The sequence below is a fragment of the Pseudomonas sp. LjRoot277 genome (assembly GCF_964253845.1).
GTDB lineage: Bacteria > Pseudomonadota > Gammaproteobacteria > Pseudomonadales > Pseudomonadaceae > Aquipseudomonas.
On the sequence record NZ_CAXURI020000001.1, the window covers coordinates 3213312 to 3229249 of the forward strand.

General features: G+C 58.0%; 14 protein-coding genes. 8 read left to right on the forward strand and 6 right to left on the reverse strand.

From position 1 onward, the window contains the following. The first annotated feature begins 2 nt into the window (after positions 1–2). Positions 3–1361 (forward strand): glutathione-disulfide reductase, encoded by a 1359-nt coding sequence (gene gorA / locus ACSQ87_RS15265; RefSeq protein ID WP_223429931.1) that lies wholly within the window; start codon positions 3–5, stop codon positions 1359–1361. Here the strand turns inward: gorA and ACSQ87_RS15270 are convergent. Continuing rightward, the gene (locus ACSQ87_RS15270; RefSeq protein ID WP_223429930.1) at positions 1358–2377 is read right to left on the reverse strand and encodes a DNA-binding protein; all 1020 of its coding nucleotides are present in this window, start codon (positions 2375–2377) and stop codon (positions 1358–1360) included. The genes gorA and ACSQ87_RS15270 overlap by 4 nt on opposite strands. A 178-nt stretch (positions 2378–2555) precedes the next feature. On the opposite strand from ACSQ87_RS15270, the gene ACSQ87_RS15275 reads away from it, so the two are divergent. The 3 genes from ACSQ87_RS15275 (at position 2556) to ahpF (ending at position 5911) form a co-directional block, all read left to right on the forward strand. Beyond that, on the forward strand, positions 2556–3500 hold the full coding sequence (locus ACSQ87_RS15275; RefSeq protein WP_223429929.1) for a site-specific integrase: 945 nt from the start codon (positions 2556–2558) through the stop codon (positions 3498–3500). Between the two features lie 145 nt (positions 3501–3645). Beyond that, positions 3646–4209: an alkyl hydroperoxide reductase subunit C gene (gene ahpC / locus ACSQ87_RS15280; protein WP_007975937.1), complete on the forward strand. Its 564-nt coding sequence runs from the start codon at positions 3646–3648 to the stop codon at positions 4207–4209. A 139-nt stretch (positions 4210–4348) separates the two neighbouring features. Beyond that, complete coding sequence (gene ahpF, locus ACSQ87_RS15285; protein WP_223429928.1) at positions 4349–5911, forward strand: alkyl hydroperoxide reductase subunit F; 1563 nt, start codon at positions 4349–4351, stop codon at positions 5909–5911. 64 nt (positions 5912–5975) lie between these two features. Here the strand turns inward: ahpF and gloA are convergent, their stop codons facing one another. Further along, on the reverse strand, positions 5976–6497 hold the full coding sequence (gene gloA, locus ACSQ87_RS15290; protein WP_033055156.1) for a lactoylglutathione lyase: 522 nt from the start codon (positions 6495–6497) through the stop codon (positions 5976–5978). A gap of 144 nt (positions 6498–6641) precedes the next feature. Here gloA and ACSQ87_RS15295 point away from each other — a divergent pair, with 144 nt between their 5' ends. Beyond that, positions 6642–7166 (forward strand): DUF4946 domain-containing protein, encoded by a 525-nt coding sequence (locus ACSQ87_RS15295; RefSeq protein WP_223429927.1) that lies wholly within the window; start codon positions 6642–6644, stop codon positions 7164–7166. 176 nt (positions 7167–7342) lie between these two features. Here the strand turns inward: ACSQ87_RS15295 and ACSQ87_RS15300 are convergent, their stop codons facing one another. Continuing rightward, a complete protein-coding gene (locus ACSQ87_RS15300; RefSeq protein ID WP_008155126.1) occupies positions 7343–7705 on the reverse strand; it encodes a histone-like nucleoid-structuring protein, MvaT/MvaU family in 363 nt (120 codons plus the stop codon). Positions 7706–8064: 359 nt separating this feature from the next. Further along, entirely contained in the window at positions 8065–8937 is an 873-nt protein-coding gene (locus ACSQ87_RS15305; RefSeq protein WP_223429926.1) for a LysR family transcriptional regulator, read from the reverse strand. 79 nt (positions 8938–9016) lie between these two features. Between ACSQ87_RS15305 and ACSQ87_RS15310 the strand changes: the two genes are divergently transcribed. Further along, the gene (locus ACSQ87_RS15310) at positions 9017–9961 is read left to right on the forward strand and encodes a DMT family transporter (RefSeq protein WP_223429925.1); all 945 of its coding nucleotides are present in this window, start codon (positions 9017–9019) and stop codon (positions 9959–9961) included. Between the two features lie 252 nt (positions 9962–10213). Then, positions 10214–11290, forward strand: coding sequence for a 4-hydroxyphenylpyruvate dioxygenase (gene hppD, locus ACSQ87_RS15315; RefSeq protein ID WP_129444496.1), 1077 nt, complete (start codon positions 10214–10216; stop codon positions 11288–11290). Between the two features lie 63 nt (positions 11291–11353). On the opposite strand, the gene rarD is transcribed toward hppD, so the two are convergent. Both rarD and ACSQ87_RS15325 read right to left on the reverse strand, forming a co-directional pair. Beyond that, complete coding sequence (gene rarD, locus ACSQ87_RS15320; protein WP_223429924.1) at positions 11354–12241, reverse strand: EamA family transporter RarD; 888 nt, start codon at positions 12239–12241, stop codon at positions 11354–11356. A 153-nt stretch (positions 12242–12394) separates the two neighbouring features. Next, positions 12395–13402, reverse strand: a complete 1008-nt coding sequence (locus ACSQ87_RS15325; protein ID WP_223429923.1) for an aldo/keto reductase — start codon at positions 13400–13402, stop codon at positions 12395–12397. 294 nt (positions 13403–13696) lie between these two features. Between ACSQ87_RS15325 and ACSQ87_RS15330 the strand changes: the two genes are divergently transcribed. Further along, positions 13697–15934: a beta-propeller fold lactonase family protein gene (locus ACSQ87_RS15330; protein ID WP_436273787.1), complete on the forward strand. Its 2238-nt coding sequence runs from the start codon at positions 13697–13699 to the stop codon at positions 15932–15934. Positions 15935–15938: the final 4 nt, after the last annotated feature.

The following is a 15938-nucleotide window of genomic DNA, read 5'->3' on the forward strand; positions in this document are numbered from 1 at the left end:
AAATGGCCTACGATTTTGACCTTTATGTGATTGGCGCCGGTTCCGGCGGTGTGCGGGCTGCGCGTTTTGCTGCCGGTTTTGGCGCGAAAGTAGCGGTTGCCGAGAGCCGCTACCTGGGTGGCACTTGTGTGAACGTCGGCTGTGTGCCGAAGAAGTTGCTGGTCTACGGCGCACACTTCGCCGAAGACTTCGAGCAGTCTTCGGGTTTTGGCTGGGCGCCGGGCGAAGCGAAGTTCGATTGGGCGACGCTGATCGCCAACAAGGATCGCGAGATCAATCGCCTGAACGGCATCTATCGCAATCTACTGGTTAACAGTGGCGTGACCTTGCATGAAGGCCACGCCAAAATCGTTGATCCGCACCAGGTCGAGATCAATGGCGAGCGCTACACCGCCAAAAACATCCTGATTGCTACCGGTGGATGGCCGCAGATTCCGGAAATTCCGGGGCATGAGCACGCGATCAGTTCCAACCAGGCGTTCTTCCTCAAAGAACTGCCCAAGCGCGTTCTGGTGGTAGGCGGTGGTTACATCGCCGTTGAATTCGCCGGGATCTTCCACGGCCTGGGCGCCGACACCACGTTGCTGTATCGCGGTGAACTGTTCCTGCGCGGCTTCGACGGTGCGGTGCGCAAACACCTGCAAGAAGAGCTGACCAAGCGCGGCATGAACCTGCAATTCAACGCCGACATCGAGCGCATCGACAAGCAGGCCGATGGCAGCCTGAAGGTGACCCTAAAGGATGGTCGAGAGCTGGAGGCGGATTGTGTGTTCTACGCCACCGGTCGACGTCCGATGCTCGACAATCTCGGGCTGGAAAACACCGGGGTCAAACTCGACAAGAAAGGTTTCGTCGAGGTCGACGAGCAGTATCAGACGGCTGAACCGTCGATCCTGGCGCTTGGCGATGTGATCGGTCGGGTTCAGCTGACGCCGGTGGCGTTGGCGGAAGGTATGGCTGTTGCGCGTCGCTTGTTCAAGCCTGAGCAATACCGCCTGGTGGATTACAAGATGATCCCGACCGCAGTGTTCAGTTTGCCGAACATCGGCACAGTCGGTTTCACCGAGGAAGAGGCCCGGGAGGCTGGTCACGAGGTGGTGATCTTCGAAAGCCGCTTCCGGCCCATGAAGCTGACCCTGACCGAATGCCAGGAGCGCACCCTGATGAAACTGGTGGTGGACGCCAAGACCGACAAGGTTCTGGGCTGCCACATGGTCGGTCCGGAGGCTGGGGAAATTGTGCAGGGCTTGGCGATCGCCTTGAAGGCGGGTGCCACCAAGCGCGATTTCGATGAAACCATCGGCGTGCACCCAACTGCCGCCGAAGAGTTCGTCACCATGCGCACGCCGGTCGCGGGTTAATCGTCCTTTTCGGGCTTTGATGCGTCTGGCGCTGTCGCAATGACGGCCGCCAGGCGCACGCTCTCATCGAGGCTCGCCTGAGTCTTGAGCAACTCGATTTCCAGCGCTTTGTTTATCTGCGACTGTTCGTCGATGCTCTGTTTCAACGACTGACTTTCCAGCAGGGCAGCGCGCAAGCGTTCCTGGAGGAGGGTGCGTTCGCTGTCGATACGGTTCACCTGTTCCAGCAACTGATCCTGTCGAGCGTTGGTTTGCTTGAGTTGATCCTGCAGCAGGCTCAACTCTCTCAGGGTGCCACGGTTCTCCGTTAACAACCGCTCGTTGTCGCGGTGCAGTTGCGTGATCTCATCCTGGCGCACCAATGCGCTCTGCTGGGCCTGGCGCAATTCCATCTGAATCTGCTGCACCTGGCCTTCGTGGCGACGCTGTTCCTGCTCACGCTGTTCTTTGACGGCGTTGCGATAGTGTTCCAGGGCGTCGCGAGCATGCAGGTGTTTCTCTTCAAGGGAGCGGATCTGCTCATCCTTGTCTTGCAAGCGTAATTCGAAATCGGCCAATGCCTGGTTCAGTCCGGCGTTGCGGTTTTGTTCGGTCTGCAGCATGGCGCGGGTTTCTAGCAGGGCCTCGGACTCTTGGGTCAGTGCCAGGCTTTGAATCTCGTACTGCTGATGCAATTCGCCATTGGCTTGTTGAGCTTCTTTCAGCTGTATTTCCAGCTCTTTTCGCTGCTGATCGAACTGCGCGCGTGCCTGATCGATGGGCTCCTGAGCCTGCTCCTTGAGTCTTTGTGCCAGCCGCGAGACCAGTCCCGCCAACTCATCATCGATGGGTTCCGGCAGCGCTTCGGCGCGCTCGGCGCCGTCATCCAGCTCCTTCAAATAGCGATGAATCGTGGTTTTCGAGCCCGTGTTGCCCATCTCGATCCGTACCGCATCAATGCTTGGGTTTTCGCCGCGAGCCAAAATTGCCAAGCGTGCTGCCTGGACCACTGCTTTGTTTACACCGCCACGAGCCATGAGTTCTCCTACGATTTCGTACTGTGGTACATGCCACTTAAGTACACAATGTACCACGCTAACGGAAAAGTTAAAATACGATGGGTATTCATGCGGGATATACTGGTATTACCACGTGTGATGAGCGCAACGGCGTGTTTTCACCCGCCAAAGCGGTACGTTTTAAAGAGTTGAGCCGATGACTGAGCTGGATCGTTACCTGCAAGCCGCCACCCGCGACAACACCCGTCGCAGCTACCGGGCGGCTATCGAGCATTTCGAAGTCAGTTGGGGCGGCTTCCTGCCGGCGACCAGCGACAGCGTCGCGCGTTACCTGGTCGCTCACGCAGGCGTGCTGTCAATCAATACCTTGAAGTTGCGTTTGTCAGCGCTGGCGCAATGGCACAACAGTCAGGGTTTTCCCGACCCCACCAAGGCGCCAGTGGTGCGCAAGGTCTTCAAGGGCATTCGCGCGCTACACCCGGCTCAAGAAAAACAGGCCGAGCCGTTACAGCTTCTGCATCTGGAGCAAGTGGTTGCCTGGTTGGAACAAGAAGCGCAAACCGCGAAATCTGAACACGATCAACCGGCTCTGTTGCGGGCCAGACGCGATAGGGCGCTGATTCTGTTGGGCTTCTGGCGCGGTTTTCGTAGCGATGAGTTGTGCCGGCTACAGATCGAGCACGTGCAAGTGGCTGCCGGCTCAGGCATCACGCTCTATTTACCGCGAACCAAGAGCGACCGCGAAAACCTCGGCAAGACTTACCAGACGCCGGCGTTGCAGCGCCTGTGCCCGGTGCAGGCCTACATCGACTGGATCACCGAAGCTGCGTTGGTTCGCGGGCCGGTATTCCGAGGCATCGACCGTTGGGGCCACCTGAGCGAGGAGGGGCTGCACGCCAACAGCGTGATCCCGTTACTGCGCCAGGCGCTGGAGCGTGCCGGCATTCCGGCCGAGCACTACACCAGTCACTCCTTGCGGCGCGGCTTTGCCACTTGGGCGCATCAGAGCGGTTGGGATTTGAAGTCGTTGATGAGTTACGTGGGCTGGAAGGATATGAAGTCCGCCATGCGCTATGTTGAAGCCAGCCCGTTTCTCGGGATGACACCGCTCGCGGAAAAAACCATTGGCGCTGCTAAGTAGGTTTTCTTCTATTAATACGTTCGGCTAATAGCGAAAACCAATGAGCAGCATGAGCTTTGCCAATGAGCCATCCGGCAATCGAGTGGGTAGGATTCACTCCATCAACTTCTCAACCAAACTTTTCAACCCTGACGGAGAGTCATCGATGCCTATCATCAACAGCCAAGTTAAACCGTTCAAAGCTGACGCCTTCAAAAATGGCGACTTCGTAAAAGTGTCGGACGCTGACCTGAAAGGCAAGTGGTCTGTCGTGTTCTTCTACCCTGCCGACTTCACCTTCGTTTGCCCGACCGAACTGGAAGACCTGGCTGACAACTACGACGCGTTCCAGAAGCTGGGCGTCGAGATCTACAGCGTTTCCACCGATACCCACTTTGCTCACGCTGCCTGGCACAACACTTCGCCAGCCATCGGCAAAATCCAGTACACCATGATCGGCGACCCGACTCACGCCATCTCCCGCAACTTCGACGTACTGATCGAAGAAGCCGGTCTGGCTGACCGTGGCACCTTCGTGATCAACCCAGAAGGCCAGATCAAAATCGTTGAACTGAACGACGGCGGTGTGGGTCGTGACGCTTCCGAGCTGCTGCGCAAAATCAAGGCTGCACAGTACGTCGCTGCTCACCCAGGCCAGGTTTGCCCAGCCAAGTGGAAAGAAGGCGAGGCCACTCTGGCTCCGTCCCTGGACCTGGTCGGCAAGATCTAAGTCTGTGGATCGCATCATCAGGGCGGGTTTCCGCACCTAAGTAAGCTGCAACCGCCCTCAAAAACGCCCGGGCGAAATTCGCTCGGGCGTTTTTTTATGTCGGCTCTTTATGTCACTGTAAAAAAAGGAAATCGCCCGTATGCTGGACGCCAATCTTAAAGCCCAGTTGAAATCGTACCTGGAACGGGTCACCCAGCCGATCGAGATCGTTGCCTCCCTCGACGACGGTGCGAAATCCCAGGAAATGCTCGCTCTTCTGAAAGACGTTGCCAGTCTTTCTACCCAAATTACCTTGCTCGACAACGGTGACGATGCACGTAAACCATCGTTCTCGATCAACCGCCCGGGTGCCGATATCAGCCTGCGTTTCGCCGGCATCCCGATGGGCCACGAATTCACATCCTTGGTGCTGGCCTTGCTGCAAGTCGGCGGCCACCCTTCGAAGGCCAGTGTTGAAGTGATCGAACAGATTCGTTCGCTCAAAGGCGAGTTCAGCTTCGAGACTTACTTCTCGCTGTCCTGCCAGAACTGCCCGGACGTAGTCCAGGCGTTGAACCTGATGGCTGTGCTTAACCCGAACATCCGCCACGTCGCCATCGACGGCGCGCTGTTCCAGGCTGAAGTCGATGACCGCCAGATCATGGCCGTGCCAAGCGTTTACCTGAACGGCGTGAACTTTGGCCAGGGTCGTATGGGCCTGGAAGAAATCCTCGCCAAGATCGACACCAGCGGTATCGAGCGTCAAGCCGAGAAGATCAGCGCAAAAGAAGCCTTTGACGTGCTGGTCGTCGGCGGTGGCCCGGCGGGTGCATCGGCCGCGATCTACGCTGCCCGTAAAGGCATTCGCACTGGCGTGGCGGCTGAACGTTTTGGTGGGCAGGTGCTCGACACCATGGCCATCGAAAACTTCATCTCCGTGCAGGAAACCGAAGGGCCGAAACTGGCCGTGGCGCTGGAAGAACACGTCAAGCAATACGACGTCGACATCATGAACCTGCAACGCGCCGACAAGTTGGTGCCGGGCAAGAGCGGCGAGTTGCACGAAGTCCACTTCGCCAGCGGCGCGACCTTGAAAGCCAAAACCGTGATCCTGGCGACCGGTGCACGGTGGCGTGAAATGAACGTCCCGGGCGAGCAGCAATACCGCAACAAAGGCGTGGCGTATTGCCCGCACTGCGACGGTCCGCTGTTCAAAGGCAAGCGCGTGGCGGTGATTGGCGGCGGTAACTCCGGCGTCGAAGCGGCCATCGATCTGGCGGGCATCGTGTCCCACGTAACACTGCTGGAGTTCGACGTGCAGCTGCGTGCCGATGCGGTCTTGCAGCGCAAGTTGCACAGCCTGCCGAACGTCACCGTGATCACCAGTGCGCAAACCACGGAAGTGTTGGGCGACGGCCAGAAGGTCAACGGCTTGCGTTACAAGGATCGTCAGTCGGACGAGTTGCGTACCGTCGAGCTGGAAGGGATTTTCGTGCAGATCGGCTTGCTGCCCAACACCGACTGGCTCAAAGGCACCATCGAGTTGTCGCCTCGCGGTGAGATCATCGTCGATGCCCGTGGTGAAACGTCGATGCCGGGCGTGTTCGCTGCCGGTGACGTGACCACCGTGCCGTACAAGCAGATCGTGATCGCGGTGGGCGAGGGCGCCAAAGCCTCCCTGAGCGCATTCGATCACCTGATCCGGACTTCGGCCCCGGCATAAAACCCGACGCTGAACACACAAAAACCCCATGAGTGATCATGGGGTTTTTTGTGGGATTTTTGATTTACATCGGTGCCGGCTGGATGATTTCAACCCAGTAAGCATCCGGGTCTTTGATGAACGCCAGGCTCTTCATGCGGCCGTCATTCAGGCGCTTCTGGAAATCGCAGCCCAGCGCTTCGAAGCGCTCGCACGCCGCGACGATATCCGGCACCGAGATGCAGATGTGGCCAAAACCGCGCGGGTCGGTGTTGCCGTTGTGGTAAGCGAAATCCGCGTCGTTCTCGGTGCCGTGGTTGTGGGTCAGCTCGAGAATGCCGGGGATCGACTTCATCCACTCGGTGCGCGCAGCAGCGTCGGCCGGGATCTGGTTTTTATCGACCAGCGCCAGGAAGTACAGGCTGAACTCGGCTTCCGGGAAGTCGCGCTTTTCAACCAGCGAGAAACCCAAAATGCGCGTGTAGAAATCCAGGGACTTGGTAATGTCCTTGACCCGCAGCATGGTGTGGTTGAAGACGAACTTCTGGGTGGCGGTGTCAGGTTGGGCGGTGACGCCTGGGAAGGTGTTCAATTCGTGCAGGCTCATGGGCCCTCCGGAAAATAGTGGGGCTAACGAATGGCGACAATGATACGCAAGGGCTCTGACATCACCAAACCCAAACAGTCGGCTATTGCCTGACAGACGGGTGAGGCTCAGACTTTACGGTTCAATCCGTGAGTGTTCATTGCAATGATTCGTTTCTGTAAATCGATGGTCGTCCTGATCTGCGTGCTTTCAGGTATTAACAGCGCTCACGCAGACGAGCCAGTCATGATCTGGCCCAACGGCTGGGAGGTCGAAGCCGTCCCGCAAGATGACGCCAACGCCCAGGTATCCCGCCAGCGCGCGGTGAAAAACGATCAGGGCGGCACGCCGGTTATGGTGATGGAGTTGACCATGACTCAGGTGGAAAGTGGTCATCAGGTGAATCTGCAAGGCGTGTTGCTGGAGATGCGCAAGTCGGTGCAGAAGGACTTCTTTCAAGGCGGTTATCAAAGTGTCTGCAACAAGATTCACCCGACGACGTTGAGCCGCTTATCAGCGCTGGAAACTACCTGCACGATCACGCAGAACGGAAGGCATGTGCTCTCTCAAACATTGGTTGCCGCCGTGGATGGCGATAAGGCCTATGTTCTTTCCTACGCGGGGCAGGCTGAGGTTTATAAGGCAAGTCAGGATGAAATAGACGCGGCCCGTAACAGCTTGAAACTTTAGTTAAAGATTTCAATGGCTGCCGATTTCAGCGCATTCTGAAATTTTTAGATACCCAAACGGATTAAGCACAAAGTTATTCGACAAGTAGCGAGTTGATCGACGCCAATCGTTGCATTTAGAAGGCGTCCATGAAAAAGCCCTGCATTGGCAGGGCTTTTTTTGGTCGCCGCGAGTGTTTAGCCGCGCAGCCAGGAATCAACGGTTGCTGCACCGTATTGTTCCTTCCAGGCTTTCAGGCCGCGGTGGTTGCCACCCTTGGTTTCAATCAGTTCACCGGTGTGCGGATTCTGATAAACCTTGACCACGCGAGCGCGGCGGGTTTTAGGCGTTGCCTGTTGCAGACCGGATTTTGCCGGGTTCGGATCGAGAATGGCGATGATGTCGCGCAGGCTCTTGCCGTAGGTTTTCATCAGCCCCTGGAGCTTTTCTTCGAATTCGATTTCTTTCTTGAGCCCGGCATCATTCTTCAGGGTTTCCAGCTGCTTGAGCTGCTCTTGAAGGGCCTTTTCAGCTGCACGAAATTCAGCGAGTCTGGACAATATCTTTACTCCAATAGTGTGTTTGGCTGATACCAACCGCAAACAAAGCTATAAGCCAAGAGCCTTGAAGCGACTCGGTGATAATGGCTCACCTGCCGATCTAGCGCAGGCATGAAAAATTGTAGTAGTTAATTGGCCAAGAGTAAATCCTGTCTTTTTCTTCATGTAACAACAGTAGTCTTTTGATTCAAATTGGGGCGCGATCTCCTTGTCTCGTCGCTGAGCGCCGCTAGTTAATGGTGACTTAATGCGTTAATGAAGACCGCGCCGGGCATTGGCCGGCCGAACAGATAACCTTGCAAGAAGTTCATGCCGTGGGCGGTCAGGTAATCATAGTTGGCTCTTGGCACGTGTGCCGCTCAACGGTAATTCAGACGCTCGGCCAGTTTGATAAAAGCCAGCGTCGCGGGTGATGACTGGCGCTGATCGAGCACCGCCAGGCCAACTTGGCGTGTGACACTTGGCGATAGCGGTTTTTTCACGTAGCGACTGTCGCGATCATCGGGCAATGAGCTTTCGGCGACGACCGTCAGCGCATCGCCTCGGCCAACGGTGTCCAGCGTACTCAGTAGTTGCGAGCAGCGATAACGGATGTTCGGTGTCAGCCGGGCGGCACTGAACAGCCGCGACACCAGTTCCGACGAACCGGCCTCGGTCAATACAAAGGGGTCGTTACACAAATCGCTCAGGGTCAGGCTGTCGCGACGGGCCAGCGGATGATCGACGGGCAGCAGCGCGACCATCTGGTCTTCGATCAGCGCAAAGGTGTCGAACCGCTCCTCCGGCAACACCACGAAGCCGATATCGATACGCCGCTCCTCCAGCCACTGGATCACCTGTCGGTCCGGGCCTTCATCTATATGGACCTCAATGCCCGGGTGAGCCGCTCGGTAGTGCTGCAAGATCAACGGCAGCAGTTTGATCGATGAGGTCGGGCCGAACGAGCCGATGCGCAACGTGCCGCGTTTCATTCCGCGAGCATCGGCCGCTTCCTGGCGCAACGTGTTGGCCAGGCCCAGCATCGCCCGGGCGCGCAGCAAAAGCTGTTGGCCGATGTCGCTGAGTTCGACCCGGGACTGATGCCGGCGCAGCAGCTCGACGCCCAATTCCTGTTCCAGTGACTTGAGGGCGTGAGAGACCGCGGATTGGGAAATTCCCAAGCGATTGGCTGCCACGGTAAAACCGTGAAGCTCGGCGACCAGAGAAAATATCTCGAGTTGGGTAAGGGTCATGAGTGTTTACTCATTTTACGATGAGAATGTATTAGTCGAATGATACGTCATCTTCCCCGATTTCTCGTTCTGGAAACCTATGACGACCTATGAGCAGAGCCTGTCCAACCCATCGGATGTCCCGGTTTATTTGAAATTGGCGGCCGTCACCATGATCTGGGGCGGCACCTTTGTCGCCGGACGGTTTCTGGCCGATAGCCTCAACCCCTTGTTTGCCGCCAGCCTGCGGTTCTTGCTGGCCAGCGTTGCGTTGCTGGTGTTTCTGCTGTTGGCCCGCGTGCCTCTCGCAAGGCCCAGCCCCCGGCAATGGCTGCAATTGGCGCTACTGGGTTTTTTCGGGATCTTTTTCTACAACCTGTGCTTCTTTTATGGGCTGCACTACATCAATGCATCACGGGCTTCATTGATCGTGGCGTTGAACCCGGCCGTGATCGGGCTGGCGTCATGGCTGTTGTTCAAGGAGCGCTTGAGTCGAGCGAAAGTCGTCGGAATCGCGATCTGCATTGCCGGGGCGAGCCTGGTGATCGTCAGTCGAAATCCGCAGTTGTTGGCCGGCAACGCCGACGCGTGGATCGGCGATCTGTTGATCTTCGGCTGCGTGCTTGGCTGGGGCGTTTATTCGCTGTTCTCCAAAGACCTGAATCAAACCCTGGGGCCGGTGCAAACGGTGACGTACTCGATTCTGTTGGGCACGCTGATGCTGTGGGTGACCAGTGCTGTTCGCGGTGAGTTGAGTGTTGCTGCACTCGCCAGCCTCGGACCAACGCAATGGTTGAGCCTGATGTACCTGGGCGTGTTGGGTTCGGCGCTGGCCTATATCGGCTATTACGACGGCATTCGCAAAATCGGCGCGACGCGTTCGGGCGTGTTTATCGCCCTGAACCCGCTGACCGCGGTGATCCTTGGTGCGCTGCTGTTGGGCGAGCAGTTGACCCTGGCGATGTGCCTGGGAGGAGGGCTGATCCTCACGGGGATTTTCCTGTGCAACAAACCCCTTGCGCGAGCAGGGAAAAAGGGGATTTGATACAGAAGGCGGACAAACCGATTTACGCTGTGTAGAATCGGGTTACGCATATAAGAATAATCGTCTTCTGGCAGCAGAAGCCTCGCCCGCAAGAGCCTTGGGTCGACAATGAAGAGTTTTGGGTTTCAATTGATCTACGGTGACTTCCTCGCCCGCAGCGTGCGGGGCATCTCCTGCGCGCCACCCGCCGGTCTCAGCATTGCTAGCAACTAACGATCCGTTAATTGACAAGAAAATGATGAGGCGCCAACCATGGCAGATTTATACGAAAACCCAATGGGCCTGATGGGCTTTGAATTCATCGAATTCGCATCGCCAACCCCGAACACCCTGGAGCCGATCTTCGAGATCATGGGCTTCACCAAGGTCGCGACCCACCGTTCCAAAGACGTGCACCTGTATCGTCAGGGCCAGATCAACCTGATCCTCAACAACGAACCGCACAGCGTCGCTTCGTACTTCGCGGCCGAGCACGGTCCGTCGGTGTGCGGCATGGCGTTCCGCGTCAAGAATGCCCAGCAGGCGTTTGCCCGTGCTTTGGAACTGGGCGCCCAGCCGATTCACATCGAAACCGGCCCGATGGAACTGAACCTGCCAGCGATCAAAGGCATCGGCGGCGCGCCGCTGTACCTGATCGACCGTTTCGGCGAAGGCAGTTCGATCTACGACATCGACTTCGTGTTCATCGAAGGCGTTGACCGCAATCCGGTCGGGGCCGGCCTGAAGATCATCGACCACCTGACCCACAACGTGTATCGCGGTCGCATGGCCTACTGGGCCAACTTCTACGAGAAGCTGTTCAACTTCCGCGAGATCCGTTACTTCGACATCAAGGGCGAGTACACCGGCCTGACCTCCAAGGCCATGACTGCACCGGACGGCATGATCAAAATCCCGCTGAACGAAGAATCGTCCAAGGGCGCCGGGCAGATCGAAGAGTTCCTGATGCAGTTCAACGGCGAGGGCATCCAGCACGTTGCCTTCCTGACCGATGACCTGATCAAGACCTGGGATCACCTGAAAAGCATCGGCATGCGCTTCATGACCGCGCCGCCGGAAACCTATTACGAAATGCTCGAAGGTCGTTTGCCGAACCACGGTGAGCCGGTTGATCAACTGCAATCGCGCGGCATTCTGCTGGACGGTTCGTCCGAGTCAGGCGACAAGCGTCTGCTGTTGCAGATCTTCTCGGAAACCCTGATGGGCCCGGTGTTCTTCGAGTTCATCCAGCGTAAAGGCGACGATGGTTTCGGCGAAGGTAACTTCAAGGCGTTGTTCGAATCCATCGAGCGCGACCAGGTTCGTCGTGGTGTGCTCTCCACCGACTAAGCCGTTTCAGATGTAAAAAAGCCCGGTCAGCAGCAATGCTGGCCGGGCTTTTTCGTTCCGGTCCTACATCGATTTTCGTTGATGCCGGACCAGGTGTTTGAACCCTTCAAACACCAGCACCACCACCGCCAACCAAATCGGGATGTAGGTCAGCCACTCGCCTGGCTTGATGCTTTCCCCCAGCAGCAACGCGACGCCGAGCAACAACACCGGCTCGACGTAACTCAACAACCCGAACAGGCTGAACGGCAGCAGTCGGCTGGCGATGATGTAAACCACCAGCGCCGAAGCACTGATCACCCCGAGCAACGGGATCAGCAGCGACAGCCACGGGTGTTGATCGAACACGGCGAAACCCTGATCACCGCCCTGAACGAACCAGAACGCCACGGGCAACATCAAGGCCATGTCCATCCACAAACCGCCGAGGTTGTCGGTCGCCAGTCGTTTGCGCAGGATGAAGTAGAGCGGATAACCGATGACGACCAGCAAGGTCGCCCAGGAAAAACCGCCGACCTGATACAGCTCGTTGAGCACGCCGAGGGAAGCAAAAAACACGGCAACCTTTTGCAGGTAAGACAGCCGCTCGCCATAGGCGAACCGCCCGGTCAGCACCATGGACAGCGGCAACAGGAAGTAGCCCAGGGACACGTCGAGGCTATAGCCGTTGAGCGGTGCCCACATGAATAACCAGAGTTGCAGGCCAAGCAGCGTCGCGGAAAGGATCAGGGCTGCGAGCAATTTTGGTTGGCCCACCAGCCGCCGGAAAAGGGCGACCACGCGTTTCCATTCACCGGAGACCACCATGAACACGGTCATGCATGGCAGGGTCAGCAGCATTCGCCAACCGAAGATTTCCACGCCGCTCAAAGGTGTGAGCAACGAAGTGTAGTAATACATGACGGCAAACAGCACCGAGGCTGAAACCGATAGAGCGATACCTTTAGACAAACTGTCCTCGCGAAGTTGAACGTGAAACGGGTGCGGAGGATACGTGGTTCGGCCGCAGAATGTGTCGCCAGATAAAAGATCGCAGCCTTCGGCAGCTCCTACGGCGGGACACCGATCCAGGTAGGAGCTGGCGAAGCCTGCGATCTTTTGCTGTTAGCGCGGTTTGCGCCCCGACACAAAATGGCTCACATCATTAAACCCCGGCGTCGACGCATGCCCAGGCACAACCAGCGAATCAATAAACGCCTCATCCTCAGCCGTAATCTTCACCGCCTGCGCCTTGGTGTAGGCATCCCATTGTTCTTCGGTGCGCGGCCCGACGATGGCCGAGGTGACGGCGCTGTTGTTCAGCACCCAGGCGATGGCGAATTCGACGATGCCCACGCCGCGACCCTGGGTGTACTGCTGGATCTGCTGAGCAATGCGCAGGGATTCGACGCGCCATTCGGTTTCCAGAATGCGTTTGTCGGCGCGGCCGGCGCGACTGTTGGCGTCCGGCTTCACGTCCGGTGCGTATTTACCGCTGAGCACGCCACGCGCCAGCGGACTGTAAGGCACCACGCCCAGGCCATAGTTTTGCGCGGCGGTGATCTGCTCGGTTTCCGCCTGACGGTTGACGATGTTGTACAGCGGCTGACTGATCACCGGCCGGTCGACGCCCAGTTGATCGGCCACACGAATCACCTCGGCGATGCGCCAGCCACGGTAGTTCGACAAACCCCAATAGCGAATCTTGCCCTGGCGGATCAAATCACCGATGGCCGACACCGTCACTTCAAGCGGCGTGTTGTGGTCTTCGCGGTGCAGGTAATAGATGTCGAGATAATCAGTGCCCAGGCGCGTCAGGCTCGCGTCAATGCCATTGAACAGGTGCTTGCGGCTCAGACCGCTGCGGTTGGGCACACCGTCCACCGGACCGAAGCCGACCTTGGTCGCCAGCACCCATTCGTGGCGGTTACCGGCAATCGCTTCGCCGACGATCTCTTCGGAGCGGCCGTTGGTGTAAACGTCTGCGGTGTCGATGAAATTGATGCCCTGGTCCCAGGCCTTGTCGATGATCCGCAGGGAGTCTTCGGTGCTGGTCTGTTCGCCGAACATCATGGTGCCCAGGGTCAGGGTGGAAACCTGTAAACCCGAATGACCCAGCGTGCGGTAGCTCATGACGAAATCCTTTTACCGGTGGGAGAAAGGCTCAATCAAATACCAGAACGGTGGGGCGGGGCAATCTGATTTATCGACGAAGCGCCTGGCAGCACTTTTGCCCAGAAACGGTCGGGCGCTTCAAGACCTCGAATGAAGGTCGGGGTAACCACTCGTCGCTACTGTCAGATTTGACAGTAGCCAGTCTTCCCGGCCTGGAGTGTGATAACCCCCGCGTCCCGAGAAGGCTCAGGACTCGTTGCCTTCCAGGAGAGCATGATGGATACCCAGTCCGCCGCGTTGAACGAATTGTTTGTGCTTTTTCCCGTAATCATCCCGGGCTGGGTGTCTCCGGTGAAACCTGCCGACATCGCCCACGGCGGCATTCCAAAAGCCCTTTACGATGGCCAGGCCCAGGGCCTTGAATGCCTGGTCGATCCCTGGACCGAGCTGCGACTGCGCTCCTGGATCATGGCGGCCGATGATCGCGTGGATTTGTATTGCAACGGCGATCTCGTCCCAGGAGCAGGCCAGACCGTCAAGCCGGGGGAGGAAACGCTGCGCCAGCGTCTGTACCTGCCACACGGGAATTTGATGCATGGCGTCAACCGTCTGCATTACGTGGTCACCCGTGTCGGGGGGAACTCCGAACCCTCTCGGGATCTGCTGGTGCTGTATCACCTACGGCCTGTGGACAACCTGGATCTGGTGATCCCGTCCGACGTGCTCAAGGACGGCGTCAGCGCCGCACGGGCGGCGCAAGGGGTGGAGTTCGGGTTCACCTATGCCAACCGGCGCAACCACGACCGCATCGAGTTTCTGTTGGGCGACACCCAGGTCAGGTTCGACGTCCCCGACGGCACGGCGCCAATCACCCACACACTGTTCACCGACACGTTCCAGGAGGCTGGCGACAACCCGAAGGCGGTGGCCGAGTTCTATGTCGTCGACCAGTTGGGCAACAGGGTCAAATCCCCGGAGAAGCACCTGGATATACACCTTGCCCGTGTCGAACTCGAGCAGGTGATCCTTCGAGAAATCCCGACCGAGAACAATGACGACCCGGCCATCGTTGATCTCGCCAAACTGAACGGCGGGCCATTGTGGGCCTTGATTCATCTGATCGATGCGATCTGGGACGTGGGGGATGAGATCCACCTGACGTTCACCGCTCTGGTGAATGGCAGTCCGGTTGCCACCCATGAACAAACTCTGCCAATTACACAGGTGCCGGGGCAATTCTCTTGGGACATACCCAACAGCAAGGTCATTGCCGACAGCGTGGTGAGGGTGATCTATGAACAGGTCAGAAATGGCGCGGTCATTGCCACGTCCAGAACGGCTACGGCGCAGGTGACGGGTGAGGCCGCAGGACAGCATGGTGTGCCGACCTTCACCAACAAGCCCTACACCATCGCCCCGGCTGGCCGGCTGAAGAACGTTGAGTTGCTTCTCAGTACCAGCAATAACACCCCCATCCCCGGGGGCAAGCTCAGTCTGACTCTCCCGGCCAACTTCATGTACGCCGATGGCGGCAGCGGCCAGCGCGACTTCATCACCGACGCTGTCGGCAGGCTCAGCGTCAGCCGCATCAAAGGCACTCTCATCCCCGGCTCTTACAGTCTGAGCGCCACCAGTGGTGTTCAGGTCGCCAACGCAACCGTAACCGTTACGGGGCTGGGGCCGGTCGGTAGCATCCCGGTCGGGAAGGAGCCGTTCGGGATCGCTGTCAGCCCGGACGGTACCCGCGCTTATGTCAGCAACTGGAGTAGCCACACGGTCTCGGTGATTGATACGGCGACGCATCGAGTCCTGACGCACATCCCAGTCGGGAACCGTCCGTGGGGGGTTACCGTCAGCCCGGACGATGCTCGCGCTTATGTCTGCAACTTTGGTAGCCACACGGTCTCGGTGATTGATACGGCGACGAATCAAGTCCTGACGACCATCCCGGTCGGGAACAGCCCGTACGGGATCGCAGTCAGCCCGGACGGTAGCCGCGCTTATGTCTGCAACTCGCAAAGCAACACGGTCTCGGTGATTGATACGGCGACGGATCAAGTCCTGACGAACATACCGGTCGAGAGCCATCCGCTCGGGATTGCCGTCAGCCCGGACGGCACCCGCGCTTATGTCACCAACTATACTAGCTACACCGTCTCGGTGATTGATACGGCGACGGATCGAGTCCTGACGAACATCCCGGTCGAGATCCTTCCGTCCGGGATTGCCGTCAGCCCGGACGGTACCCGCGCTTATGTCTGCAACTGGAGTAGCCACAGGGTCTCGGTGATTGATACGGCGACGAATCGAGTCCTGACGAACATCATGATCTCGTATCCGAGGGAGGTTGCCTTCAGCCCGGACGGTGCCCGCGTTTATGTCGGCAACGAGCGTAGCGGCATGGTCTCGGTGATTGATACGGCGACGAATCAAGTCCTGAGGACCATTCCGGTCGGGAACTCTCCGGCCGGGATCGCCGTCAGCCCGGCCGGTGCCCGCGTTTATGTCTGCAATATGGCTAGCCACACGGTCTCAGTGATTGAGGGGTAATCTG

Excerpts from the sequence above, each read along its gene's own strand:
- gorA (WP_223429931.1), top strand. The coding sequence starts at position 3 with ATGGCCTACGATTTTGACCTTTATGTGATTGGCGCCGGTTCCGGCGGT.
- ACSQ87_RS15270 (WP_223429930.1), bottom strand. The coding sequence starts at position 2,377 with ATGGCTCGTGGCGGTGTAAACAAAGCAGTGGTCCAGGCAGCACGCTTG.
- ACSQ87_RS15275 (WP_223429929.1), top strand. The coding sequence starts at position 2,556 with ATGACTGAGCTGGATCGTTACCTGCAAGCCGCCACCCGCGACAACACC.
- ahpC (WP_007975937.1), top strand. The coding sequence starts at position 3,646 with ATGCCTATCATCAACAGCCAAGTTAAACCGTTCAAAGCTGACGCCTTC.
- ahpF (WP_223429928.1), top strand. The coding sequence starts at position 4,349 with ATGCTGGACGCCAATCTTAAAGCCCAGTTGAAATCGTACCTGGAACGG.
- gloA (WP_033055156.1), bottom strand. The coding sequence starts at position 6,497 with ATGAGCCTGCACGAATTGAACACCTTCCCAGGCGTCACCGCCCAACCT.
- ACSQ87_RS15295 (WP_223429927.1), top strand. The coding sequence starts at position 6,642 with ATGATTCGTTTCTGTAAATCGATGGTCGTCCTGATCTGCGTGCTTTCA.
- ACSQ87_RS15305 (WP_223429926.1), bottom strand. The coding sequence starts at position 8,937 with ATGACCCTTACCCAACTCGAGATATTTTCTCTGGTCGCCGAGCTTCAC.
- ACSQ87_RS15310 (WP_223429925.1), top strand. The coding sequence starts at position 9,017 with ATGACGACCTATGAGCAGAGCCTGTCCAACCCATCGGATGTCCCGGTT.
- hppD (WP_129444496.1), top strand. The coding sequence starts at position 10,214 with ATGGCAGATTTATACGAAAACCCAATGGGCCTGATGGGCTTTGAATTC.
- ACSQ87_RS15325 (WP_223429923.1), bottom strand. The coding sequence starts at position 13,402 with ATGAGCTACCGCACGCTGGGTCATTCGGGTTTACAGGTTTCCACCCTG.